The 25,398-nt window shown below is 41.8% G+C and carries 25 protein-coding genes; 20 read left to right on the forward strand and 5 right to left on the reverse strand.

Annotated features, from left to right (window positions below):
• Window positions 1-74: 74 nt before the first annotated feature.
• From I1A42_RS07175 to I1A42_RS07185, 3 genes are all read right to left on the reverse strand, one after another.
• Window positions 75-266 carry a hypothetical protein gene (locus tag I1A42_RS07175; RefSeq protein WP_196123050.1) on the reverse strand — a complete coding sequence of 64 codons (192 nt, stop codon included), beginning with the start codon at window positions 264-266 and terminating at the stop codon, window positions 75-77.
• A gap of 34 nt (window positions 267-300) precedes the next feature.
• Window positions 301-564 carry a hypothetical protein gene (locus I1A42_RS07180; RefSeq protein ID WP_161158490.1) on the reverse strand — a complete coding sequence of 88 codons (264 nt, stop codon included), beginning with the start codon at window positions 562-564 and terminating at the stop codon, window positions 301-303.
• Window positions 565-810: 246 nt separating this feature from the next.
• Window positions 811-1,641, reverse strand: coding sequence for a CPBP family intramembrane glutamic endopeptidase (locus I1A42_RS07185; RefSeq protein ID WP_196123051.1), 831 nt, complete (start codon window positions 1,639-1,641; stop codon window positions 811-813).
• Window positions 1,642-2,150: 509 nt separating this feature from the next.
• Between I1A42_RS07185 and I1A42_RS07190 the strand changes: the two genes are divergently transcribed.
• The 4 genes from I1A42_RS07190 (at window position 2,151) to I1A42_RS07205 (ending at window position 9,222) form a co-directional block, all read left to right on the forward strand.
• The gene (locus I1A42_RS07190) at window positions 2,151-5,225 is read left to right on the forward strand and encodes a LodA/GoxA family CTQ-dependent oxidase (protein WP_196123052.1); all 3,075 of its coding nucleotides are present in this window, start codon (window positions 2,151-2,153) and stop codon (window positions 5,223-5,225) included.
• Between the two features lie 56 nt (window positions 5,226-5,281).
• Window positions 5,282-6,406, forward strand: a complete 1,125-nt coding sequence (locus I1A42_RS07195; protein WP_196123053.1) for an NAD(P)/FAD-dependent oxidoreductase — start codon at window positions 5,282-5,284, stop codon at window positions 6,404-6,406.
• 150 nt (window positions 6,407-6,556) lie between these two features.
• Entirely contained in the window at window positions 6,557-7,057 is a 501-nt protein-coding gene (locus I1A42_RS07200) for a flavodoxin family protein (protein WP_196123054.1), read from the forward strand.
• Window positions 7,058-7,272: 215 nt separating this feature from the next.
• Window positions 7,273-9,222, forward strand: coding sequence for an LTA synthase family protein (locus tag I1A42_RS07205; RefSeq protein WP_196123055.1), 1,950 nt, complete (start codon window positions 7,273-7,275; stop codon window positions 9,220-9,222).
• 56 nt (window positions 9,223-9,278) lie between these two features.
• Here I1A42_RS07205 and I1A42_RS07210 read toward each other — a convergent pair whose 3' ends face one another.
• Together I1A42_RS07210 and I1A42_RS07215 are read right to left on the reverse strand one after the other, a co-directional pair.
• On the reverse strand, window positions 9,279-10,151 hold the full coding sequence (locus tag I1A42_RS07210) for a dimethylarginine dimethylaminohydrolase family protein (protein ID WP_196123056.1): 873 nt from the start codon (window positions 10,149-10,151) through the stop codon (window positions 9,279-9,281).
• 102 nt (window positions 10,152-10,253) lie between these two features.
• The gene (locus I1A42_RS07215) at window positions 10,254-10,952 is read right to left on the reverse strand and encodes a GGDEF domain-containing protein (protein ID WP_196123057.1); all 699 of its coding nucleotides are present in this window, start codon (window positions 10,950-10,952) and stop codon (window positions 10,254-10,256) included.
• Window positions 10,953-11,537: 585 nt separating this feature from the next.
• On the opposite strand from I1A42_RS07215, the gene I1A42_RS07220 reads away from it, so the two are divergent.
• The 16 genes from I1A42_RS07220 to I1A42_RS07300 all read left to right on the forward strand — a co-directional run bounded on the left by I1A42_RS07220 (window position 11,538) and on the right by I1A42_RS07300 (window position 25,210).
• Entirely contained in the window at window positions 11,538-11,984 is a 447-nt protein-coding gene (locus tag I1A42_RS07220; RefSeq protein WP_196123058.1) for a hypothetical protein, read from the forward strand.
• 85 nt (window positions 11,985-12,069) lie between these two features.
• The gene (locus tag I1A42_RS07225; protein ID WP_196123059.1) at window positions 12,070-13,098 is read left to right on the forward strand and encodes a Gfo/Idh/MocA family protein; all 1,029 of its coding nucleotides are present in this window, start codon (window positions 12,070-12,072) and stop codon (window positions 13,096-13,098) included.
• 208 nt (window positions 13,099-13,306) lie between these two features.
• On the forward strand, window positions 13,307-13,747 hold the full coding sequence (locus I1A42_RS07230) for a hypothetical protein (protein WP_161155287.1): 441 nt from the start codon (window positions 13,307-13,309) through the stop codon (window positions 13,745-13,747).
• Between the two features lie 172 nt (window positions 13,748-13,919).
• Window positions 13,920-15,605 (forward strand): alpha,alpha-trehalase TreA, encoded by a 1,686-nt coding sequence (gene treA, locus I1A42_RS07235; protein WP_196123060.1) that lies wholly within the window; start codon window positions 13,920-13,922, stop codon window positions 15,603-15,605.
• A gap of 248 nt (window positions 15,606-15,853) precedes the next feature.
• Window positions 15,854-16,282, forward strand: a complete 429-nt coding sequence (locus I1A42_RS07240) for a gamma-glutamylcyclotransferase family protein (RefSeq protein WP_196123061.1) — start codon at window positions 15,854-15,856, stop codon at window positions 16,280-16,282.
• 63 nt (window positions 16,283-16,345) lie between these two features.
• Complete coding sequence (locus I1A42_RS07245) at window positions 16,346-16,987, forward strand: glutathione S-transferase family protein (protein WP_196123062.1); 642 nt, start codon at window positions 16,346-16,348, stop codon at window positions 16,985-16,987.
• A gap of 491 nt (window positions 16,988-17,478) precedes the next feature.
• Window positions 17,479-18,204, forward strand: coding sequence for a riboflavin synthase (locus I1A42_RS07255; RefSeq protein WP_196123063.1), 726 nt, complete (start codon window positions 17,479-17,481; stop codon window positions 18,202-18,204).
• A gap of 171 nt (window positions 18,205-18,375) precedes the next feature.
• Window positions 18,376-18,792, forward strand: a complete 417-nt coding sequence (locus tag I1A42_RS07260) for a GNAT family N-acetyltransferase (protein ID WP_196123064.1) — start codon at window positions 18,376-18,378, stop codon at window positions 18,790-18,792.
• Window positions 18,793-18,910: 118 nt separating this feature from the next.
• Window positions 18,911-19,330, forward strand: a complete 420-nt coding sequence (locus I1A42_RS07265) for a DUF4174 domain-containing protein (protein WP_196123065.1) — start codon at window positions 18,911-18,913, stop codon at window positions 19,328-19,330.
• Between the two features lie 202 nt (window positions 19,331-19,532).
• Window positions 19,533-20,051, forward strand: coding sequence for a GNAT family N-acetyltransferase (locus I1A42_RS07270; RefSeq protein WP_230389352.1), 519 nt, complete (start codon window positions 19,533-19,535; stop codon window positions 20,049-20,051).
• A 246-nt stretch (window positions 20,052-20,297) separates the two neighbouring features.
• Window positions 20,298-20,507: a hypothetical protein gene (locus tag I1A42_RS07275; RefSeq protein ID WP_161155254.1), complete on the forward strand. Its 210-nt coding sequence runs from the start codon at window positions 20,298-20,300 to the stop codon at window positions 20,505-20,507.
• A gap of 243 nt (window positions 20,508-20,750) precedes the next feature.
• Window positions 20,751-21,164, forward strand: a complete 414-nt coding sequence (locus I1A42_RS07280) for a GNAT family N-acetyltransferase (protein WP_161155252.1) — start codon at window positions 20,751-20,753, stop codon at window positions 21,162-21,164.
• A 45-nt stretch (window positions 21,165-21,209) separates the two neighbouring features.
• Window positions 21,210-21,839, forward strand: coding sequence for a LysE family translocator (locus tag I1A42_RS07285; RefSeq protein ID WP_196123789.1), 630 nt, complete (start codon window positions 21,210-21,212; stop codon window positions 21,837-21,839).
• 163 nt (window positions 21,840-22,002) lie between these two features.
• On the forward strand, window positions 22,003-22,512 hold the full coding sequence (locus tag I1A42_RS07290; protein ID WP_196123066.1) for a GNAT family N-acetyltransferase: 510 nt from the start codon (window positions 22,003-22,005) through the stop codon (window positions 22,510-22,512).
• Entirely contained in the window at window positions 22,502-23,026 is a 525-nt protein-coding gene (locus I1A42_RS07295) for a GNAT family N-acetyltransferase (protein ID WP_196123067.1), read from the forward strand. The genes I1A42_RS07290 and I1A42_RS07295 overlap by 11 nt, the downstream gene beginning before the upstream one ends.
• Before the next feature lie 438 nt (window positions 23,027-23,464).
• Entirely contained in the window at window positions 23,465-25,210 is a 1,746-nt protein-coding gene (locus I1A42_RS07300; RefSeq protein WP_196123068.1) for a SulP family inorganic anion transporter, read from the forward strand.
• The last annotated feature ends 188 nt before the right edge of the window (window positions 25,211-25,398 follow it).

Below are 25,398 nucleotides of genomic sequence, written 5' to 3' on the forward strand. Positions count from 1 at the left end.
ACTTAAGATTTTGATTTTTAATAGTATTTTATGAGCATTTACAAAGGTGAAATTTACTTTCACCTTTACTGTATTTACGCTGAATCTTTGGCATGTTTACGCCGAAAGTAGCGATAAACTCGTTCGGCGATAACACACCCTACTGCGATATCAAATATCAGAAAATAGTATTGACCCAATAGAACTATGGTCCCATAGGCAACAGATGCAGCAACAAACGAGACTAAAACTAATGCGATTCGGTCTTTAATCCATGGTAGGTTCATCAGTACTACCTTGTTTTACAGTTTGAATTGACGATTAAAATGCACTAATCGAGTTGAGAAACCAGTCTGTCGCATAAATGACAGCAACGATGGCAACAATAACGAGGATGACAATCATGGTCACCTTGGCTAAATGTTTCTTAAAGCTTGTTTTATCAAATACCTCACCTTTGGCTTCCCTGACTCTACGGTCTTCGTCAAAATGCCATTTAATGGCGAAGTAGCCACCGATGCCTAAGACAATAAGCTTAAACGCTCCAGCAAAGTACGGGAAAAAATTAGACCAACTGCCGTCCATCATCTATCTCCATCAAATTCACTCACTATTTCGCGGCCGTGTCGCGCAAAGAAGATATTCAGTGCACTTTTAAAATCAGGCTTTTTGGTGGCGCAGTCTACTGGTTGAACCGAAAATGTACAACTTCCTTTACCATGAGATGGAACTTATAGCACGCAAGTATTGTTCTACCATCAATATTGTTTAAGACATAGATAAATAAGGCATAGCTAAAGTGTGTTCTATTTACTTATTCAAACTCGTGTATTAATGAAGAGCTATCGGGTAGGTAAAACACAATAAGTGGATACAGTTAAACGCAAAATGTGCCAACACTGCGACCCATAAACGCTGTGACCAATAGAAAATCAATCCATATCCGAGACCTGTTAACGCAGCAAAGATCACCAATAGTGGGCCTCCGGCAAAGTGTGCCAACCCAAACAGAATGCTTGCGATACCAATGCCTGCGACTACCCCCAATTTATTGGCGAGCTTTTGTTGTAGGTAGCCGCGAAACAATGCTTCTTCAGCCACACAGGTAAATAGCAGGTTATTAAATGCAAAGAGCCACCACCATGCAGGTAGTGACCATTCAAATTTAAGTGCTCCTATCAACACGGCAATCGGGAGTAAGCAAAATAAAGCAATGGCGGTCAAAGCGATGGCTTTATGGTTCGGTGTTCCTCCATTACCAAGTAGCTTGGGATAAGCCAGCAACAATATAAACAATGCCAACGGTTTATCGAGGTTTAAATACATCGTAAACGGCTGGCTTTGTGGTCCTGTTATTACCTGATTAAGCACCAGTAAGTTATCAAATCCCGGGACCTTATGGATAAATAACGCTAAGCAGCAGGCAATAACTACCAAAGCACTGGGCAGTGCATAACGCGGCGCGATGCGGCTAAGCTTCCAAGTACCGACAAGTACGACCCCTACGACCAATCCGGTGGGGAGTGTAAGGCGCGAAAAGAGTATGGCTAAAATCAACGTAATCCCGAGAGAAATAAATGCGGCAATATTTTTGCGAATAAAAACGAAAACGATCGCTAAGGCGAGGGCAATCCAAACTAAAGCTGAATAATCTAAAGGCATAATCGAATTTGTAGAGTTAAATAGGGTATATGCTTAATCTATAAACCTTTTTTAACAAGAAATAAACAGTTGATTGGTGGAAGGACGTTGTAAGGTTGGATTCCAAGAGAAAATTATGTATCCGAGTTCGTAGAGCCGATTCTGGTGGTTCTGATTGTCGTTTAAGGGGGAATGTTGTTTGTTAGTTTATGTCTCACCTTGGGACGTTTTACGTCCATTAAGTATTAAATAATAACACTTAACGCTACTTGTTGTTTATTTGTGTGTCTGTTGTTATTAATTGGTGTTGATATCGATGGCAACATATGAAGCTGAAACAATCTTATGGCTTACTGTTTCTTTCATATGTAACTGTGATTTGCTTTTAATTTCACGGGGTAATTGTTCTATTGTTTATAAGCCGCTAAATCAGCATACACGTTTCACAATAATAATCTCACGATCTAACACCCATTGAAACCGTGGATTAGTTTCAATCGGCACTTACATATGTATATGGAAATTATAATATGACGAAGAAAAATGACCTGAAAAACCAACCGGGATTGGTAGATCCTCAATACTTGCAGGAAAATATTGATGTTCACCACAGTGCCAATGAGATTTCTTGTTGGACTGGAGGAAGTGACTATCAAGACGTTGAGTTAGCAACTAAACGTTTGAAGGAAATGTTCGTCGAGATGGGGCAAAAAACTCGTATTGAACGAGGTCAAATGCCAGCGCAGCGTGGCGCTTTTCGTAAGCAGCATGGCATTGTTTATGGACATTTTGATGTATTAGATGGTATTGACGATGAGTTAAAAGTGGGCATCTTTGGGCAAAAAAATCACTACGAATGTATCGTTCGTTTTTCCAGTGATGTTGCCACATCAGATCCGGATTTGAAATCAACATTAGGTGTCGGTATTAAATTGTTCGGTGTTAAGGGGCAAAAGCTGATTGGAGAGGGGAATACAGCAGACTTTATCATGCAGAATATCGATCGCTTCTTTGCAAAAGATGCGTCGCAAATGTGTGCTTTTACTACTGCTGGAGTGGTGGATCATGATTACCCAGCCTACTTGGCAAAACATGCTGACGTGCAACAAGTGCTTACAGAAATGACGAAGGAAGAAGGAAGTACTTTAAGTGCCGAATATTGGGCAATTCTGCCGTTTAAATTTGGCCATGAAAAGGTGGTAAAGTATCGATTAAGGCCTGTTGATACGTATCGTGGTGCACCAACGCAATCCAATGACTACCTTAAAGAAGATTTGGTAGCACGTTTGCAACAAGGTAGTGCGACCTTTCAATTTGAAATTCAGTTCAGAACGAATCCAGAAAAGATGCCATTGGATGATGCCCAAGTCGTATGGTCAACCAAAGAGAGCCCATATATTCCAATAGCAACTCTAACATTACCTAAACAAGATATTACTGCTATCGGTCAAGCTGAATATGGTTCTAATTTAGCATTTAATATTTGGCGAACCACTGCGGCACATGAGCCCCTGGGCAGTATTGCACACGTGCGCAAAGCGGTTTATGAAGCGAGTGCTAAAACGCGATTTCAAGCCAACGGGTTACCTATTCAAGAACCTAATCAGGTTAATTTATCCTTTGAAGGTAACACAGATGAAGAGGATGATTGTATCGTTACGGCGGGTATCTATCCTCCCATTGGTGTCATGCGTGTTGGTGGCAGTAAAGACTATTTTATTGGTCCAGAAGTTCCCAATCCATTACCACGAACCGAAGATCATGCGTATCGAGACGAGCAGGGCTTGCTAAAGCGTCAAGCTGCTAAATTTAGAATTTATGGGTTTAATGCAGCAGGCAAAGCGGTGAAAGAATTGACGATGGATAATGCTAAAATCGTCTGGCATTCACATTTAGCCAATCAAAAATCATCTTGGTACGAATTCCAAATTGCACTAGATATTCCTGAGGCAAAAAACGCAGCCCCGTCTTTGCTCCGCAATAATGATGTTGCAGACCGAAGCAAATTGTTGATCGATGGTGGTAAACAGTCAGTTAATGCGCGCAATGCCAAAAAAGGGCATGAATTTGTTGGCTATTTTATGGATCAAAAGGTCTATTTAGGAGAAATGCACACGGATGCGCAAGGTCGCTTATTAATGTTAGGTGGACATGGTGTCTCGCGTAATGTGAATGGTGATATTGCCATTACGTTTGCCAATAACTCTGGTTGGCATGATGATATTTCTGATGGCCCAGTGACGGCAGAAGTTGAGTACCAAGGTGTTCAGTTACAAGTCGATCCTGCTTGGGTGATCTGTGCGCCACCGGATTATGCACCAATGCAAAAATCTGTCCGCACAATGTGGGACTTAATGCGTTCTGTTGCAGTAAACGCTGGCATGCTTACTCGTCCTGAAAGACCATCGTTTAAAAAGGATATCCTACCTATTTTTGAACGAATGACGAATTTACAGTGGGTTAATGCCGGTTTTGCTGCTGCGTTTGGTCATAATGGAGCATTTAACTATACGACACCTGAGTGGATAGCTCGTTTAGGTAACCCATCGCTAGCCTATACAGAAATGCGTCGTACCATTTCCAATAACTTTAGGCGCTTTGGCGAGCCGGGTGCGGATGCTCCACAACTCTGGCCGTGGCTCTATGGTGATGCGATCAGTATTCCTACGACAGGCTCTGAGCGTCAACACGCGACACTATCTGAGCTGCAATTATCATTTCTAGAACAATGGGTAAAAGGTGATTTTATTGCAGATTATGTCGATCCAGAAGTGTGTCCACATGCTGCTGAACCGACTGATATCGATAACGTTCCTGTGGCCAAACAACCTGACACCTTAACACGTGCAGCAATGGAGTTTTGTTTGGCGGATGCGTTCCATCCGGGATGCGAAATGACGTGGCCAATGCGCACTGCTGATATGTATATGAAACCATTTAGGTTGAAACATTCTCCGCGGGGAATACAGGTTGATACTACGTATTACGGTGCTCAAATGAACGTGGACACGCTGACACTTGCTCAAGGTCCTCTACTAGGAGGGCAGGTTCCAGGAGGGATTACTCGGTGGATGGCGATTCCTTGGCAAACCGATACAGCAAGTTGTCGCGATGGCTATACCTCAGATTATGATCCTTATTTACCGACGTTTTGGCCAGCAAGAGTGCCGAATACCATTCTTAATGAACAGCGTTATGCAGAGTCAATCAATCCTGAATTGGACCCTCAAACCAGACTTGAAGCGTTTCATTTTAGAACTGATTGGCTTGATGACTTGCCTTTGTATGGACAAGAGGTCACCTATACAGCCCAGATTAATAGCATGATATACAACTTTAATAAATTGGCTGTGGTACAGGGGAAACCTGGAGTGGATAACGATCCGAACTTTCCAAACCAGATGCAGGTTGCTGTCACGCCTGATGTTAAAACGGACAAAGATGATGAGCTCTTATTAGTTGCTGAACTCGCGAAGAAACTAATATCAGGTGGTCAGGGAGGAGATAAAGCCCTTCCAAAACGGCCACAAAAGCGGTCACGCTTTGATTTAGGTGTGGTCGACAAGGTCACTCGATTCAATAAAGGCCTACCAAAGCTTAAATAATAAGTCAGAGGTGTGCAGTCGCTGAGGCTGGTTGCGCACCTCTTTGGGGAACGAGTGTGAATCGTATTAAAGAAGCTGACATTACCATTATTGGTGCTGGAATCGCGGGTTGTATTGCTGCACTCGCGTTATCGAAGCATTTTAATGTGGTATTGATCGATAAAAAAGAACAGTGCGGTGAAAAAGTAGGAGAGTGTTTAGCCCCTGCTGCGAGCCGAATTTTACACAAGCTGAATTTGCTCGAATCATTGTTACAAGATAATGAAAACAATGAACTGTTATTATCTTTTCATGGGGTACGTTCCTATTGGGGAAGTCATATCCCTGTGCATAATGATAATTTGCGTAACCCAGATGGATTAGGGTGGCAGCTTAATCGGGCGGGCTTTGAACACTGGTTACGTAAACAAACCACAATGTCTGGTGTAACCTGCCTTTGGCCTGCAACCATATTAGATGTTCAGCAAGGACATGACGGTTGGTTGCTTTCAATCGACCATGAATCTATTCAATACCTTCCGAGCCATTTTGTTATTGATGCCAGTGGTCGCCAATCCAAATTTGCAGCCATGCTGGGTATAAAGCGTCAAGCGCTTGATAAACATGTGAGTTATTGGGCGACGGCAGAGTGTCATCACCCTCAACAATTGGCCACCATTGCAAGTTGTGATTATGGCTGGTGGTACAGTGCAAAATTGCCAAATAATAAACGGGTATTTTCCTTGCAGACTGAGCCTCAATTAGTGTCGAAAGGTCTACAAAATAACAAAGCAGAGTATTACCAATTGGCAGCAGAACAACCTGCAATGCGAACACTGCTTCCTGACATGAAAATATTACAGTTACAAGGCATGGTGTCAGCGAATAGTGCTCGCTTACAAAAGGCGTCAGGTCGTTTTTGGGCTGCAATCGGTGATGCTGCTTTTAGTCTGGATCCTCTTTCTTCTCAGGGGATGTTTAATGGTATGGCGACAGCAATGCAGCTTAGTGATCTTCTCATTGGGAGTGACTTAAACTCAGAGATTACACAAAGTAAGATTGGAATGGAGTATCAACATCAAATCGATACTATCTGGGACCACTACCTTAAACATCGGGGATTATTTTACGGTATGGAGCAGCGATTTAAACATTCAAAATTTTGGCAACATTTAAACCGAACTGAACGAGTTGATATTTGAATTAATCACTAAGTTTAATTGCTAATAAAATTGGCAAATAACAAGAACACACGGTTATCTAAGTCACGTGTTTTTGTTCTACGAACATGATATAGATACATTTACAGGGAATATTAGTGCTAAATAAAATCAAATTATCAGGGGATGACTATGAAGGTTGCCGTAGTATTAGGTACGTCTAAGCAGGATGGTAATACGCGAAAATTGGTCGATGAGTTTGTGCAGCTGTCTGGTGCTACATTATTGGATCTCACCGATTTTGATATCAGTTTTTATGACTATTTACATGAAAATCGCGATGATCATTTTATTCCTCTGATTAAAACTCTAACGGATTATGAACACATTGTGTTTGCTTCTCCGGTTTATTGGTATTCGATGTCTGCTCAGCTCAAAGTGTTTTTTGACCGACTTTCAGATCTTCTCACGATTGAGAAGGCGTTAGGGAGAGAACTAAAAGGGAAATCCATGTCGGTATTAAGTACAGGGTATAATCAGGAAGTACCGAGTTGTTTTATTGAACCTTTTCAATTGACAGCTGAATATCTACATCTCACATTCAAAGGGTGCGAGTATCTTGCGATTCGAGATAATGCAGACTTAGCGCGTTTGCCTGTCGTTGCGACTAAGGCATTACAAAACCTTTGCTAAAATCATAGTGCAACAGGCCGTGCATGATTTACATCGTTCGATTGTGCGACGAAGCTCAGTTTCATATATATCGTTGCAATATAGGCAATATTTCATTGATTTAATTATTTTTACTCATAAAAACTCTCCTATAATTTTAAGCGTTTAATAGAGGGGGGAGTTGATGGCTCTCCTATATCACTTCGCTTGACTCATTGTTATACAGAGAATTGACTTTGAAACGATTACGCTCTTTATTTGGCCCATTGTTCCCTGTAGTGGGAACGGCTGTTGTATTGTTATGTATCTTCTCCATTTCCAGAGTTGCTTTAGGTTTATGGCAGTTTGAACGTGTTTCACAAGCTGATGGCTGGTTGAGGTTACTGATCAGTGGTTTTCGTGTTGATATCGCGTCGGTTTGTTATTTGCTTATCGTGCCAGCCTTGGTGAGTGCACTACTGTTAAGAGACCGAGGTCTCGGCTTTGTGGTTAAGTGCCTGTTGAGAATCTGGATTACCGCAGGGCTGTGGCTCGCCGTTTATATGGAAGTGGCAACACCTGCATTTATTACAGAATATGACTTACGACCTAACCGATTGTTTATTGAATACCTTATCTATCCAAAAGAAGTGTTTAGCATGCTTTGGGTGGGGTATAAGGTAGAACTCTTCATCGGCACTGTTGTGACGATTGCCGTGGTCTGGGGTGGTTGGAAGTTCAGTGGATATTTAACGCGCAATCTTGTCTATCCTAAATGGTATGTTCGCCCTGTAGTGGCTGTGGTCGCCGTAGCTTTGGGCGTAATGGGCGCTCGTTCTTCATTTGAACACCGCCCACTAAACCCTGCGATGGTCTCTTTTGCTGCTGACCCTTTGGTGAACGACTTGGTGCTTAACTCTTCTTACTCTGTGTTGTTTGCGGCAAAACAGATGGAGTCAGAGGCGAGTGCGTTTGATTACTATCCATCGATGCCAAAACAAGCAATCATTGATGAAGTTCGTTCCAATATGAATGTGGCGAATAGTGATTTTGTTTCTGATAAGCAACCATCTTTGGCTAAACACGTAGCAAGTTACCAAGGTAAACCGAAAAACATTGTGATTTTACTGCTCGAAAGTCACGGTGCTCAGTTTGTAAAATCCCTTGGTGGTGAAGATTTATCACCAAATATGGATAAATTGATCCATGAGGGTTGGGCATTTACTCGCATGTATGCCTCCGGGACTCGCTCGGTGCGCGGTATTGAAGCTGTTACAACCGGTTTTTCACCCACACCTGCTCGCTCTGTGGTTAAGTTAGGAAAAAGCCAAACGAACTTTTTCACTATTGCCGATTTGCTGAAAGGTCGTGGGTACCATACTCAATTTATCTATGGTGGTGAGAGCCACTTCGATAATATGAAATCTTTCTTCCTTGGTAACGGTTTTGTTGATATGCAAGATCAACCAACGTTCTCAAACCCTGTCTTTGTTGGTTCATGGGGAACATCTGACGAAGATTTGTATAATAAAGCGAATCAGCAGTTTACCCAGCTCAATCAGCAAGGTAAGCCATTTTTCTCATTGGTGTTTAGTTCTTCCAACCATTCACCTTTTGAATTTCCAGAAGGGCGTATTAAACACGTGAATGAACCGCGAGCGACTCGTGAGAATGCGGTTAAGTATTCGGATTACGCGTTAGGTGAGTTTATTCGCCAAGCTAAAGCGTCGCCTTACTGGAACAATACGGTATTTGTTGCAGTGGCTGACCATGACGCGAGGACCTTTGGTGATCAACCTATTCCAGTTGGTCACTTCCATATTCCGGCGGTGATTTTCGGCGGAGGCATTGCGCCTAAATTGGATAATCGTTTGGTTAGCCAAATAGATATTGCACCAACTTTACTCTCATTGGCTGGTATCAGCAGTGTGAATCCAATGATTGGGTATGATTTGACGAAGCCATTGCCAGAAAATGAGCAACGCGCCATGATGCAAAGGGATAAAAACTTTGGTTGGTTAACCGCTGACAACCAATTGGTGGTGTTACAACCCGGACAAGGGATCTCAACTTATCGCTATAACCCGACGACAGATAAGATGGTTGCAGCGCCCGTTGATGATGCGGTGACGTTACGCGCACATGCTAATGCCATGTGGGGTAGTTTGGCATTTCGTGAAAATTACTATCAAACGCAACCTAATTAGCGTTTAATTAGTCGTTAACAGGGAGTGATGTGAATCGCTCCCTTTTTATTTGAGATTTAACCGCGCACAATCGGGTTGGTCAGGCAAGTTGGGCCACCTTCACATGCCATGCATAAGGCATCTCCAGCAAAGGTTGTTACCTTAACACCGTGGGCTTCCATGACGGCTTTGGTTTTTGGAAAACCGTCAATCATAATGCAGTTGTCTGGTGACGTTGGAAGTACATTCAGATTTAGCCCGAATGAAGCGGTGAATTCATCTTCGGGAGCAATAACAAATTCAATATCAAGGTCTTTCAACATGCGCCATAGGCGCGCAGGAATTAGTGGGGGGTGAACCAAATATTTGGTTTCCGTTAGTGGGGAGATCACTGACATTAAATGTAAACAAGCGTCTTCGCCTGTCCAGTAAGGCATGTCAAATCCCAGCGCCTTGATACCGTGCGGATTTAACAGTTGATTAAGCTGCACTACACCTTCTTCGTTAGATCGAAATCCCATACCAACAAGCAGCGTGGTTTCATTTAACCAAATAGTGTCACCGCCTTCGATACAAGCATCTCCAGTGAGTTCTCCTAAGATGGGAATGCCCAGTTTTTCGAATGCGGCTTTGTGTAACTGTGGTTCTGGTGCTCGCAGTTTTTTGCCCATTTTCAACGGAATGACACCGGCTTTGGTGATGATCGAAGAGTCGCGGGTGAACATTGCATCAGCTAATCCATCGTTATTATCCTCTAACCACACAATGTCACAACCAGTGGCTTGAATCAGTTGTGCAAATTGATCGTATTGGGCTATGGCCTTTTCAGCATCAAACAGATCATTATAGTGCCAAGTTGCTTTATCTGCTTGCAGTAAACTTTTTCCTGGACGACGCATTAAAACGCGCGTCATCGGTTCTGCCATCAACTGACATCCGTAATTAGCCATGAATTCTTTCCTTAGTTTCACCTTTGTAACTTATTGAATTTAATCTATCTGTTTGGATAGATGAATACAATGGCAATCTTACTTAAGTATGGATCGAAAGTATTACTCGGTGGCAAAAGTTGAAACACTATTTCGGCCGATATGTTTGGAATGGTAAAGTGCCTGGTCTGCTCTTTTTATCACATTACTGTACTCCTCATTGGGGACAGATTTGGCTACGCCAAGACTTATGGTGACGTTCTTGGGTAAACCATAGTAAGCACGGCTAATGGCATTACGCAGTGATTCTGCCAAATAGATTGTTTGGTCAAAGGATTGGAAAAACGTGATCACCAAAAACTCTTCTCCACCGTAACGGCTTAGCAGAGCACCATGCTTTTGGGAGTGCATTTTTAATATGTTTGACACTTTTTTTAGCACGATATCCCCCACGTCGTGACCGTAGGTGTCGTTGATGTTTTTAAAATGGTCGATATCTAAAATAATAACGTTAAAGTTTTTATTTTCCGCTTCAATCCTTCGTAATGCATTGACACAATAGGATCGATTTTTTAATTGAGTTAGTCCGTCGGTTTCACTGATAAGTTGTAGTTGTCGAGAATATGAATTGGCTCGTCGTACTTCTCGTTTAAGTGCTCGGGTGTAAAGCACAACCACAGTAATTAGAATAGCGATGGAAATGAAATAGTTGATAACAAGGTCTGTTAATCGTGACATTGCGCCAGAGTAACCCAAAATTGCAGCAGGGTAATAATACTCAATAATTAATAATCCACTGGGAACCCCCAATAAAATGAGCACCACAAACGCGTTGAAAACTTTTAATTCTGAAAATACAAATACGGAATAAATTACAGCGAGATAGAGGTAGGCGAATGTTGGCCCTTGGGATCCAGCATTGAAAAACCAATTTGCTGGAATTATGAACAGGTAGTGCAGCGCTATGTATAGGATAGCCATCGACCTAAAATGGTTTTTAAACCTGGAATAATACCAGATGACGATTTGAGAAAGACCTAAAGTGATAAAGGCGATATTGAACAGGTAATAGAGATGGAGAAATAAGGTGTTAAAAAGTCCAGCAAATACATAAAAACAGAAACTCACCATAAGAAAAGTGTGGTGCACTCTATGAAACGTTGGAACATTGTCATCGCCGATCAAAAATCGGATGACTCGAGAAGGCGTCATAGAATTCAGTTTATTATTCATGTGCTAGTGTATTTATTATGGTCGTTAAGGCGGTGATGCCTACTAAATAAAACGCTCATTATAACCATTTCATTAATGGATACATCTCGTTACGGTTGAAAAAATTACTCTGTGTAACCCTGTCGTGTCTTTGATAAACTTTGCATGTTGTTCCATTAGAATACCTAACGAGCCATGATAAATAAGACTTTGTTACGCCAACAGCTTTTAGAGCTGCTCAATACTCAGCGCCAAATTGCATTTGATGCAGCCAGTAGTGCTCATGATTTGGCTACGCATGAACAGAGTAAAGCGGAAACACAATACGATACCGTCGGATTAGAAGCGGCTTATCTTGCACATGGTCAGTCGCAGCGAGTCGCTGATTGTGATGCGATGATTGCGCGTATCAAAGCCTTAGTGCTGCGAGAATTTGAGGAAGATGATGAGATTGCCGTTGGTGCAGTCATTACACTCGATGATGATTCCATGTATTGGTTGTTACCCGATTGTGGTGGAACAAAATTGAATGAGGGAAAGCTGGTGGTGGTTACGCCGCATTCCCCTTTGGGTGAGCAACTAAAAGGAGAAGGCATCGATTCTTGTTTGAAAGATGGCCGAACGATTGTTCACGTCGAATAAATTGAGGTTAATCAGTTCGATTGGCAAACTGCGTGCTAGAGGTGTAGGGTAGTAGTTTCATAATAATTCAATGGAGGAGGACTCTATGCGTATTGGTCTAGTGGGATATGGTACGGGTGGTCAGTATTTTCATGCACCATTTATTGAAGCAGCGCAAGACCTAGAGTTAACAGGTATTGTGGCACGTTCGCCAGCGAAGCTGGCTGCAATTGAACAAGACTTTCCAGATATGCCTGTCTTCGATAGTTTAACCAGCATGATCCAATCAGGAACCGTGGATGCTGTGACTATCTCTACTCCTCCAGAAACCCGGCGAGATCTAGTCCTTGAGGCCATTGAAGCGGGGCTCCATGTCGTCGCAGACAAACCATTTGCGCCTAATGCGGAAGTCGCAAAGGGGCTATTTGATGCGGCGAAGAAAAAAGGGGTGGTTTTATGTGCTTTCCATAACCGCCGTTTTGATACGGATGTTCGTACTCTGCGCAAAGCGATGGATGAGGGCAGACTTGGCAAAATTTGGCGGATGCACTCACGCCTTGATTGTGATGACCCAGATTCGTTAGAGCCCGGTCCAACCGGTGGGTTACTGCGTGATTTAGGCAGCCATGTTGTCGACCAAGCAGTGTATTTATTGGGTTCGGTTAAATCTGTTTATGCTCATATTGATGAAGTAGAGTTACCTCAAGGAACCACTAATGCCAGCTTTGTTTTAACCCTACAGCATGAGAGCGGTGCAACGTCTTATGTATCGGCGAGTAAGTTAAATCATGTGCAAATGAAAGAATTTATCGTCTATGGTGAAAAAGGCAGTATGCAATCACAAATGAGTGATGTTCAGGCTAATGCGTTATTTGCTGGTGAACGTCCCGTGAACAACATAGCGCAGTGGGGCGTAGAAGAAAAAGTACGTTGGCCAATTTTACGTACGGCTCAAGGCGATGTTGCTGTGCCATCCGAGCAGGGGGCTTACTTTGCTTACTACAATCAATTCGCCAAAGCGGTCAGCGAAGGTGCTGAATTACCCGTTCCTCCAGAGCAGGTCGTGCAAGTATTAAAGATTCTTGATGGCGCGATCATCAGTGCCAAAGAAAACCGCGTTGTTACGATCGACTAATGTTCATCGACTCGGTGCCTAGCGTAAAGTTTGGGCACCATGTTCTTCTTCCTCTCTGACTGTTTTTTCTATTTAGCGGCTGATAAAAATGACTAACAGCAAAATGTCTGTTGTCTAGATTTTGCGGTTCCTTCACTTGCCGATGACGAAAAATTCCTGAGATTAACTAGACTTAAACCCATTGTTCGACACTTTGATGGGGAAAACTATGAAATCGATAGTTTCTTTAGCTGTTTCTTTTTGTTTGTGCTTCAATTTAGTCGCTTGTGGCACCATTATTCACCCAGAGCGCAAGGGACAAGTGGATGGTAGGATTGATGTCGGAATTGCCGTATTAGATGCCATTGGGTTGCTGTTTTTCTTTATTCCTGGTGTGGTGGCGTTTGCGGTCGATTTTTCGAACGGTACTATCTATTTACCAGGGGGGCATACTTCGACGTTAACCCCACAAGAAATGGATAAGGTCGTCAAAGATGGAAAAGTGGATAAAGATGCCTTGGAACAAGTGCTTCGCGAGCGCGATCCTGAATTGGTCAGCACTGATTCTCATGATTGGCAGGTCGAGCGTGTTGATAACGAGCAATCGCTAGCGGCTCTATTTAAAACCCAGCATACAGCGTCTCAATCTGTAGCCATGGTCAATCGCTAATATCAGGTCAAAACGAAGTCAGCGCCATGCTTATGATGTCTTAAGGTGGCGCTTTCCGGTATTCTATATCCCCTAATTTATAACCTATTGTATTGTGGGGAGTGTCTAATTTCTCTACTCATGAACGTACTATCATCACTTACATTACATGCTTTTGCATAAGGAGTGATTCATGAGACAGAAAAATGAGCATGCAGACACACAGCGCCGTCAGTTTCTCAATCAGCCCACTCTGCGGGTGTTATGTATTGGGGCGGCATTGGTTTGTCATCCCTTGTTGGCTCAAAGTAAGCCAGAGCCTCCTGATGTCTTATTTGGTCAACTGTTTCAAGCCGTACAGCAGCAACAGATTTTTCCTGATCAGAAAACCTTTGCTGATGCTGTGCCCAAAGGCGTACCTAAAGATATTGTGAAAGCATGGCAACACCAAAAACAGCAACCAGGATTTGAACTCGCCACCTTTATTCAAGACCACTTTATTCTGCCTAACTCTGCTGATGGTTATGTACCGCCCGAAGGGCAAACACTACGGGCTCATATTGATACCTTGTGGCCGCAGTTAACTAGAACAACGCAAGCGGCCGGTATTTATGATTCGCTGCTTCCGCTGCCAGAGCCTTACGTGATTCCCGGTGGGCGATTTAGAGAGGTCTATTATTGGGATAGCTATTTTACGATGTTAGGGTTAGCAGAAAGTGGCCATTGGGATGTTGTACAAGAGATGGTGGATAATTTTGCTGCCGAACTCGATCGGTACGGCCTGATCCCCAATGGTAACCGTAGCTACTATTTGAGCCGTTCACAGCCGCCATTTTTTAGCTTGATGATTGACTTACTCGCAAGCCATAAAGGCGATCATATTTACGTTAAATATTTGCCGCAGCTCGTCACTGAATACAACTATTGGATGGATGGAATTGAAGAGCTTAAAAACGGAAAGGCGAATAAACGAGTGGTTAAATTGGCCGACGGTTCAGTACTTAATCGTTATTGGGATGCGCGCAATGTTCCTCGCACAGAATCTTGGCTAGATGATGTATCCACCGCCAATAAACTTGCGAGTGATATTGGTTCGGGTAATGGTGAACAGGCCAAGAAAGCGCTCTACCGTAATTTGCGTGCAGGAGCCGCATCAGGATGGGATTTTAGTTCCCGTTGGTTTAGCGACCCTCAACAATTAGTGACAATCCGAACGACCGATCTGTTACCCGTCGATTTAAATAGTTTGGTGTATCACCTACAAAAAGTCATCGCTTACGCTTATGAGTTAGATCATAAAGATGCACTCGCGCAACAGATGATCACCAATGCGAATTTGCATAAAGAGGCGATTAACCGTTATCTCTGGAATAGTTCTGCTGGTTGGTATGGCGATTACAACTGGCATGACGGAAAATTGCATGATCAGTTAACCGCAGCAACGCTATTCCCTCTCTTTTTACACGTCGCCAGTCAGCCGCAAGCAAACCAGGTTGCTCGCGCAGTAGAATCTAAGTTGTTGAACCCCGGAGGTTTAACGACCACACTTATCCATACGGGTCAGCAATGGGATGCACCTAATGGCTGGGCTCCATTGCAATGGGTGGCAGTGGAAGGTTTATCGTCTTATCAGATTGATGGTGTTGCCAAAGAGGTTGGATTACGATTTTTACGTAATGTGCAAGCCACTTACGATAAAGAACATAAGCTGGTAGAAAAATACGTTGTATCTGGAGATAAGCTAGGTGGAGGAGGCGGTGGTGAATATCCGCTGCAAGATGGTTTTGGTTGGACGAATGGCGTTACGTTAATGTTGTTAGATAAATACTGTCCAAAAAATACCGTATGTAACAGTGCTCATGATATTCCTGAACATTAAAGTGACTGTGTCGCATAACTGAGTAGGTGGAAAAGGATTCTCATTTAAAAAGAAAAGCACCCAAACTAAGCTGGTATTTTTACTCGATTTATGAGAAAAGAAGTGCATATGCTTATTATTCTAGAGCGACCGCATCGTTCACCATGCGATGCTTTTTAAGTCAGTTTATGCCCGCTCTTAGTGATAGGTTTTCCATCTAGCAGTGCCTAGCGGCCTCGCTTTTTGCTATTTGAAGTAAGGATAATTTCATGCACAAAGTGTTTGTCTTCGGGACATTAAAGGAAGGGTTTCCAAACTATAAAACGAATAAAGGTCTTCGTTACCCTGGCGAATTTAAAACACAGTATCGTTACCCATTTTATTTAGTTGGTGAGCGTCATTCACCTTGGCTGATTCTGAATAAAGGTCATGGCTATCAGGTGTCAGGTCAAGTGTTTATGGTAGATGACGCCGCGCTCGCAGAAATGGACTCTCTTGAGCGAATCCACGAAGTGGACGGATATCGCCGCATAGAAATCAATGTTATCGAACAAAATACGGGTGAAGAAGTCAACGTATACGCTTATGGAAAACCATTAGATCAGCTTTATGGAGCTGACATTCAATGTGAAGTGGCAGGGGAATATACTCTGTCTCATGCACATTTGTATCGGTCGCGGATGGCTGTCGCGTCCTAATTAATATTTACTGACAATGAGATGGCGATCTGCTCACTGATCGCTATTTTTTTAGGGAAAAATATGCAGTTATATGGAAGAAGAACGGCGTTCAACGTCCAAAAAGTGTTGTGGCTATTGGGTGAACTGGAGTTAGATTTTGAATCTATTCAAGTCGGCGGTGAGTTTGGTGGGCTTGATAAACCAGAGTTTGCTGCGCTAAATCCGATGCAAAAAGTACCCGTATTGATTGATGGTGAAAAAGTTGTATGGGAGTCGCACACCGTTTTACGTTATTTAGCCGCGCAATATGGTGGTGTGAAATGGTATGCCAATGATGCGTATCAACGTTCATTGTATGAACGTTGGATGGATTGGGCGCATTGTACTTTCCAGCCTGCTTTTATGGATCTCTTTTGGGGATATTATCGGATGCCGGAAAGTAAGCGTGATCATACGCAAATTGAGCGTGCTTTGGCTAGCTGCAAGACATGTTTAGAAAAAATTAATCAACCACTTGGTCATCACGCTTTTATCGCAGGACATCAGATTTCATTGGCCGATATTACGCTTGGAGCGATTATATTTCGTCTCGTGAACCAAGGATTAGAGATAAAATTGCCAGCGAATGTTCAGCGTTGGTATGCAGAACTAAAGCAACGCCCAGCATATCAATCGGCCATTATGTCTGATTTTTCATCGTTAAAGGCAAGAGAAGATTATTAACCTGTGCCATCACGGTTACAAATAACATCAATAAGGAATAACAATTGAAAACGATTGGTTTATTAGGCGGTATGAGCTGGGAATCTACAGTCAGTTATTATCAGGCCACTAATTTCGAGGGTACTAGCTAAAGTTTGGGTAGATTCTCACATTTAAAACATATTTTACAAAATTGTATTTCAACTTATTGTGTTGAGAAAAGAAGTAAACTTAGTTTATATTTCTATAACATTATGTTTTTTAATATAAAATTAAGCGTTTATATGAATTGATTAACCAAAAGACATAAAATGGCTAACAGTGGGTATTTTCTACGTTCTATGTTAGCTTTCTCTACTTAATATCATTAAGATGCTCATTTTAGAATTTTAAGACTTACACTTTGTATAATTAATACACAGTTACTTGAGGTGCAGAGTAGGATTGAGTCCTACGTGTTCTTTGAGAAGGGACGAAAGTTCTCAACAACAATAATAAAGGCAATATAAAATATGTTCACAGGTCTCGTGCAATCCGTGGCTAAAGTAACGGGTGTTAGCCAAGTGGATGGTGGTGTGCAATTTACGTTGCAATGTCATCACGATTTTTATCGAGGTTTATGTTTTGGTGCTGATGTGGTCATAGACGGGGTACGATTTATGGTCGTTGATTGTCTAGATAACGATAGCGCAGTATTCGAATTGTTATCCGCCGATTTTTATTCCACCACATTATGCTTATGTGATATAGGCTCTATCGTGCATGTTTCATTGGCTCAAGAGTCGCTGCAAGACGATAAGATACGCCTACTCAAAGGTGATATCGACTTTCAAGCCCAGATCATTGATGTTTCGTATCACGAGCAAAGATATAGCTTGATGCTTAGTTTTCCAGTTGCTTGGAAACGGTATATTTTTGTTGGTGGCTACCTGGCTGTCAATGGTGCTAGTGTGACGATTACTCAAGTTGATGAACAAGAAGGATGGTTTAGTGTTCATTCGGCCATGAACGGGGCTAGAGTTCCTTTGTTTGAACATAAGTTTTCGGGTGATAGTGTCAATATTGAGGTGATCCGAGGTTCAGAACAAGCGGTAAGCGCGCTTGAAGAGTCGTTAAGTGAAGTGCTCGGAGAGCTCTATCCTGCCGTTGGTAAATTGCTTAATTTACAAGGTATTGATATGAACTATTTGGCATGTCGCGCGCGAGCTAAAATGCTCGACACACTTGAAGATGCCTAATGATGACAATTAACCTTGCATCTTGAGGTTGCTTGGGTAAATCTCTCAGGTGCAAGGTTAATGTTGCTGAGCTTGTGTTAAATCGCTTATAGCTTGTAATTTGTCACTGGAACTTATCTATCTAACTCACCACATAACAGACAATGCTCAACGAATTCAACGAGAATTGTCATGAATATTACTATCGACTCAAGCCCTCAAGATCGAGATATTAATGTCATCTATCAAGGGTTATCTTCATACCATGCCACGAGTTTTCCCAATGCTCAAGAACAGAACCTAGCCTGTTATCTACGAGATGAGCAAGGTAATATTGTAGGTGGAGTGACGGGGTCACTTTTGTATACTAGCTTCTATATTAAATTTCTTTGGTTGCCTGAAACTCTACGTGGATTAGGGTATGGCCGCCAATTAATGATCGCTTTAGAAAAAACAATCATGAAACAAGGTGTAACCCATATCTTTGTGGATACCTTTTCTAATCAAGCGCCCAATTTTTATTTAAAGTTGGATTATATCGAGACAGGTCGATTGCCTCACTTCCCTATGTATGACGTTGATAGAATTTACTTTTCCAAAGCGTTGTGATTGATTACTGATCTTTCTTAGTGCGTACTATGAATACCAAACTGACGGTTTATTGCCACTTTCAATAATCTCTACCAAACTCATTATATGAGTGGAACGAATTAAGAGAGGTTAACGTATGAAGATTATCAAAGCCGTCAGTCTATTGTGTTTAGGACTTATCAGTGGTTCTGCTGTCGCCGCGCCACTCGCTGATTTGAACCAACTTCGCTGGCAGCATCGAATTATTCTAGTCGATGAAACCACACAACAAAATAATGCTCAGGCCTTACTAAAACGCTTAAACAATGATGTTGAAGACAGAGATGTGGTGTGGTTTGTGTTTCAGAAAAACCAAACCTTAACTAATTATTCTGGCACAGTGTCTGCCCAATTATTTACGCAAGCCAAAACGAGTTACGGACTAGGGAACCACTCAGTTATTCTGGTTGGTAAGGATGGTGGTGTAAAAACTCGTTTAGATTATTTGGGGTTGAAAGAATTGTTTGGTGATATTGATCGGATGCCAATGAGAATAAGTGAGATGCGACAAAAATAGCGATTTATCCAAGTGCATTTAGCTTATTTATGCAACGAAAATTTGGATAGATTTAAAATAAAGCCTTGATGTTTACATGGTAATAAAGTTTAAAAAATAGGCTCACCTCTGCCATGGTGTGTAATCCAACGTGCCATGGCTTTTTGTTTATGTTAATTTTTTCTAACTAGATATGACAATAAAGATAACGATAAGAGATGACATGATAAAAATAACAACGCCTAGATTAACAATGAGAAGTATTTTACAAGAAGATAGGACCTTGTTTTTTGATTTACACAGTGATCACAGAGTCATTGAACGTTGCTTTGATCCTATGGATGAACAAGCCATCGAGGAAAAATTTGCTGGGCGTGTGGTACCTTGGGAGTTAACGTCTGGGGATTGGTTGAGTTTAGTGATTATTGAAAATGAAACCGGAAATAAAGTGGGTATTACTGGGTTCAAGTATGAAAATAATATTGCGGAATTAGGGTATTTATTACTCCCTAAATTTTATGGTCATGGTTACTGTTCTGAAACATTAACTGAGTTATTAAATTGGGCATATGAAACCCATAAAATTAGTGACTTTAAAGCGGTAGTAACAGAAGGTAATGTGGCTTCTGAAAGTGTATTAAAAAAATGCAATTTTATTCTGGATGAGATTATTCCACAGAACTATCAAATCGGTGGTTGCTATTTTGATGACCATATTTATATTAAAAAACATACGCTATAGTCTCTCGTGAAGTTGGCTAATACCCTTGGGTTTTTAAGGGATTGATTCTTTTTTATCCTTAGTATTTAAAAGGTTTTAAAACTAACATATTGGTTATTAAATCACTTTTCCCAATATTATTTACTATCAAATGGGGTGTTCTCATTATTAAGATGCCCTTTCTTTGTCATCTATGAGATGATGATTCCAGAATTTGTGAACCATTCGTACTATAAAATAAGTAATTCATCAATAGATAACTATATTATGAAAAATAAACGACAAAGGTTGTTCTATAAAAAAATCGCGGTAGCGGTTGCGGTATTATCTGCGTTGCTCGGAATTAAGTTCACGTATGTTGAGTTTCAGCCAGGTAAGATGTCTGAGGTACCTGTAGAAACTGTTCTCGATGCCGGCAAAATTCCTACCATTAAATTGGCCGATGCGATCACCACAGATTCGCTGAATTCCAATTAACTAAGGGTATATATTTCATGTTTGATGAAGGTGTAAATACATCAAACATGAAATGTAGATTCTGCACAAACTTCCTTTCTTTTACTTGTTTTAATCATGTTCTATCGAGTGATAAAGCGCGCAAAATTGCCTTGACGCAATACAGTGATTAATGCACATTAATTTTATCTCCGCTATTTAATAGCTAGGAGTGAGTGTTATATAAATTGTTGATTAATATGTTATTAAGGAAGAGCGTAAGCCATGGCGGCACTAAGCGTAAGCAGTGATCCAGATAAACTTGATGTGTTAATGATTCACCAATATTTAACCCATAGCCAATGGGCACAAGGTATCAGCCTCGATATCGTTAAATGTTCAATAAAAAACTCCCTGTGTTTTGGTCTTTACCAAGGCGAACAACAAATTGGTTTTGCCCGTATTATTTCTGATTATGCGACGTTTGCGTATTTGGGCGATGTATTCATCCTTGAACCATATCGAGGGTTAGGTGGCTCCCATTTATTACTCGATGCCATTCTATCTCATCCAGATTTACAGGGATTAAGACGCTATTTGTTGATTACCTCAACCGCCGCTGATTTATATGCAAGATATGGATTCTCTTCTGTACCAAACCCAGAAGGTTACATGCAAATATATCAGCCTTATCAATAATTCGTAACGGGCGTTAATCAATTAAGAGGAACAAGGACAGTTATGCTGACACTTCATACGATTATTTTATTTACCATTGCCTGTTTGTCCATCAACTTGATTCCTGGGCCAGACGTTATCTACATTGTCTCGAATACAATGAAAGGTAGGATGGTTGCAGGCATGAAAGCCGCCTTAGGGCTAGGTGTTGGTTATCTATTTCATACATTAGCCGCTTGTTTGGGGTTGTCTGCTCTTATTCTCAGCTCTGCTGTCGCTTTTACTGCGGTGAAATGGCTTGGCGCGTTTTACCTTGCTTACCTTGGCGTTAAATCGTTATATGCGATGTATCGAGGGCAATCGACATTAACGATTTCTGATTCAGGTAAGTCCAGTCATAGTAATGTGTTCAAGCAAGGTGTTATTGTGAGTGTGTTAAACCCAAAAGTGGCGTTGTTCTTTTTATCTTTTTTGCCGCAATTTATTGATGTATCGACCCAAAATACTTCTGAACAACTGTTCGTTTTGGGTTTGTGGTTTAGTGTGTTGGCGACCTTGTGCAATGTGACCTACGCGGTGATGGGAAGTTGGTTATTGCGTTCATCACATGCGCAGCGTTTTTCTCGGGTGCTAGAAGGCATATCTGGTGGTTTGCTGTTGGGATTAGCCACCAAAATTGCATTCAGTGAAAAGTAACTAAGGTATATACCCAAAGGGCGAGGGTTATTCGCTCCTATGCTGTATTCGTGATTTTCAATGGAGAATGACTCTAACTTCACATCAGTGCCTTAGCTTAGTAAGAGGACTTTCTCACGGGAACAGCATCTAAAGATGACTTGGGTATATCAAAGGAATGGATATGCAAATTAGAAACGTAACAGCGACAGATATTACAGCAATTGTTGATATTTATAATCAGTATATTTTAAATACAGTAATAACCTTTGAAGAAGAAATTGTTGATGAGCAGATCATGGAAATGCGTATCGACAAAGTTTTGCAAACAGGGTTACCGTGGTTAGTTGTAGAAGAAAATGGGAAGTTATTAGGCTACGCATACGCCCACTTATGGCGTGAACGGTCCGCGTATCGTTTTTCAGTAGAGCCATCTATTTATCTCGATCCTACAGCGACAGGTAAAGGGCTAGGTAAAGCCATTTATCAAGCATTGCTTGTTCGCTTAAAGCAGTTGGGTAAACGTAATGTCATTGGTGTCGTGACGTTGCCAAATGTTGCAAGTGAGCGTTTACATGAATCTCTAGGCTTTAAAAAAGTCGGCGAATTTGAGCATGTCGGCTATAAACACGAACGCTGGCTATCTGTCGGTTACTATCAACTTACTTTCCCTGAGCATTTACATGACCATTGAATTCATAAAGATTATCGACTCACTTGATCCCTATGTTGATGACCTGCAAGTATTATTGACAGATAGTGTTAATGGCGGCGCTTCTGTAGGTTTTATTGCTCCTATTCAGCCTAGTGAATCAATCAGTTACTGGAAAGATGTTGCAGAAGATATTAAGGGAAATTCCCGCCTCCTTTGGGTTGCGGTCGAGGAGGGGAGTGTTGTTGGTGCTGTTCAGCTGTCTTTGACTTATAAACCCAATGGCAAACATAGAGGTGAGGTAGAAAAGCTCATGGTGCATACCACTATGCGAGGCAAGGGGATTGCAAAGCAGTTACTTGCGAGTTTAGAAACCTACGCGAAAGAGATAGGGCTGCGGTTATTGGTCCTAGATACCCGCTTAGGGGACGTCGCTTCGTTGTTGTATTGTAAAGTGGGGTACATAGAAGCCGGACAAATACCTGAATTTGCAAAAAGCTCTGATGGAGAGCTTGCTGCAACCGTCTATTTCTACAAGCTGTTGCCGAGTCAATAGCAACAAATCATTATCCTTAGTTCATTTCAGGGCGTAATTCTAATTATCTAGCTATACAAATGACCTCAAGATGCAGGATTCAGAGCTTCATCAACGAGCCTAGGTCAAGCTCAATCGCGGCAGGAATGGTCATTCCCTTTAACTATAGCAATACAATTTAGCGTTCAACACTAAATTGTATTGCGCGATGCTGTCTAAGTGTTTTCTGAGGAAGCAATCGAATCTTGAATCAGTCCCACGAGCATCTCAACCTTGAGCCGTTTTTTCGGATTTATTGCAGATTGATGTAAACTTGGCTCATTACCTTTACTGTCGCTAGCAATTTATCTGCCTACTTTAGCAGTGTGAGATTGTTTAGATATATTAAAGTGAAGGCCTAATTTATCGGAATTAAAGAGTCAAAGGTTAGCGGCCTTTGACTTATGCTAAGGATTTATCATGTTTTTTTCTCGTATGTTTAATCGTCACTCAGTCGCCTGGCTTAATCCTACTACGCTAAAAGACGACTTTTGGGCTGGTTTAACAGGCGCTGTATTAGTATTACCACAAGGTATTGCTTACGCTATTATTGCGGGCTTACCCCCACAAGTTGGTTTATATACCTCCATCATTTCTGGTACGTTAGCGGCTATCTTTGGTAGTTCGAAACACATGATTTCAGGGCCAACAGCGGCGTTATCTATGGTGCTCGCAACATCGCTAGCCGCATTACACAATGTGAATAATGCTTCGATATTGTCATTAGTCGCGTTGATTACGTTAATGATTGGTGTTATCCAATTAGCGCTCGCTGTATTAAAAGTAGGGCGATTGGTTGATGTTATTTCCCATACGGTTATTCAAGGATTTACTTCGGGTGCTGCTGTTTTGATTGCCGCGAGTCAATTCAAATATTTACTCGGTATCGAGGTCTCCTCTTCGCCAACATTAATCGGGTATTTATCAGCAATATGGCAAGGAATAGGGCAAACTAACATCACGGTATTATCGATTGGCGGGATTACCGTTGTGAGCGCACTTATCTGGAAACGCTATATCAAAAAGGTTCCCTATCTTTTAGGGTCAATGATCATTGGTTCAACCGTGTGTTATTTTATCGCCCCTACAACGTCAGCACCTATCCCTATGGTGACCGCTTTGTCGGGTAGTTTACCTACATTGACACTGCCTGAATTCTCATCAAGTTTACTGTCTCAATTACTTCCAGCGGCGACAGCCATTGCCTTTTTAGGGTTGATTGAAGCGGCGTCTATTTCACGTTCGATTGCTCTGCGTTCTAAGCAAAAAGTAGAGGGTAATAGGGAGTTTATTGGTCAGGGGATCTCAAATTTGGTGGGGGCTTTTTTTAGTTGTTATCCCAGCTCCGGTTCTTTCACACGCTCCGGAGGGAATTTTGATTCTGGGGCAAAAACACCCATCGCTAGTGTCATTTCCGGACTTTTTGTGCTTATCGTAATGTTGTTACTACCGGGAATGACTCAATATATTCCGATGTCTGTTATGGCTGCTGGGATCATGGTTATTGCATGGAATTTATTCGATATTAAAGGGATAGTCAGTGCAATCGGTAAAAGCCGCTCTGAGTTGCTCATTTTTGCAGGCACCTTTTTTTGTATACTGTTTATCAAATTGGAATACGCTATCTATGTGGGCATAGGGTTATCCTATTTAGTGTTTCTTTCAAACACCGTGTTACCAAAACTGACTGAAGTTGCGCCAATCGAAAGACATGGTAAACGTGAGCTCCGTAAAGTTGAACGCTATCATTTAGAGGAGTGTCCCAAGATAAAAATTTTGCGGGTAGAGGGGGCGCTTTATTTTGGGTCTACAACGTACGTACAAAATATCCTACATGAGTATGCAAAGAACGGTATTACTCACTGTATTTTGGTTATGCGCGGCGTTAATTTTATCGATTTATCCGGTGAACATTTTTTGTTAGACAATATGAACAATCCCCAAGGGGAGTGCCGCGTTTTGCCTTGCTCTTTGCTCGGCTTTGTTATCGATAATCTTAAAATTCGCGAGTTAAGTCAGGCATTCTTGGATAAACCGACCGCTGTTACGGCTGAGAATTCAATAAGGGTGGCTGTCGAAGGGGTAGATAATGAGGTGTGTAAAACGTGTACCAAACGGATATTTAACGAATGCCAATCTAAGCCAGGCCCCAAGGGACAGCCGTAACTGTCAATTCGTGATACCCAAAGACGCAGGAATGCTTGAATTGAATGGAAAAGAAAAGCCGCTGATACTGTCAGCGGCTTTTTTATACCCGGTTAGGTATTCAACACCATTTCAGATGACCTACCACCTTTTCGTTGAAGTTTCTCTACAACGCAAGGGCATCTGAAATGATACACGTTGGCAAATTG

The organism is Vibrio nitrifigilis, assembly GCF_015686695.1.
Taxonomy (GTDB): domain Bacteria; phylum Pseudomonadota; class Gammaproteobacteria; order Enterobacterales; family Vibrionaceae; genus Vibrio; species Vibrio nitrifigilis.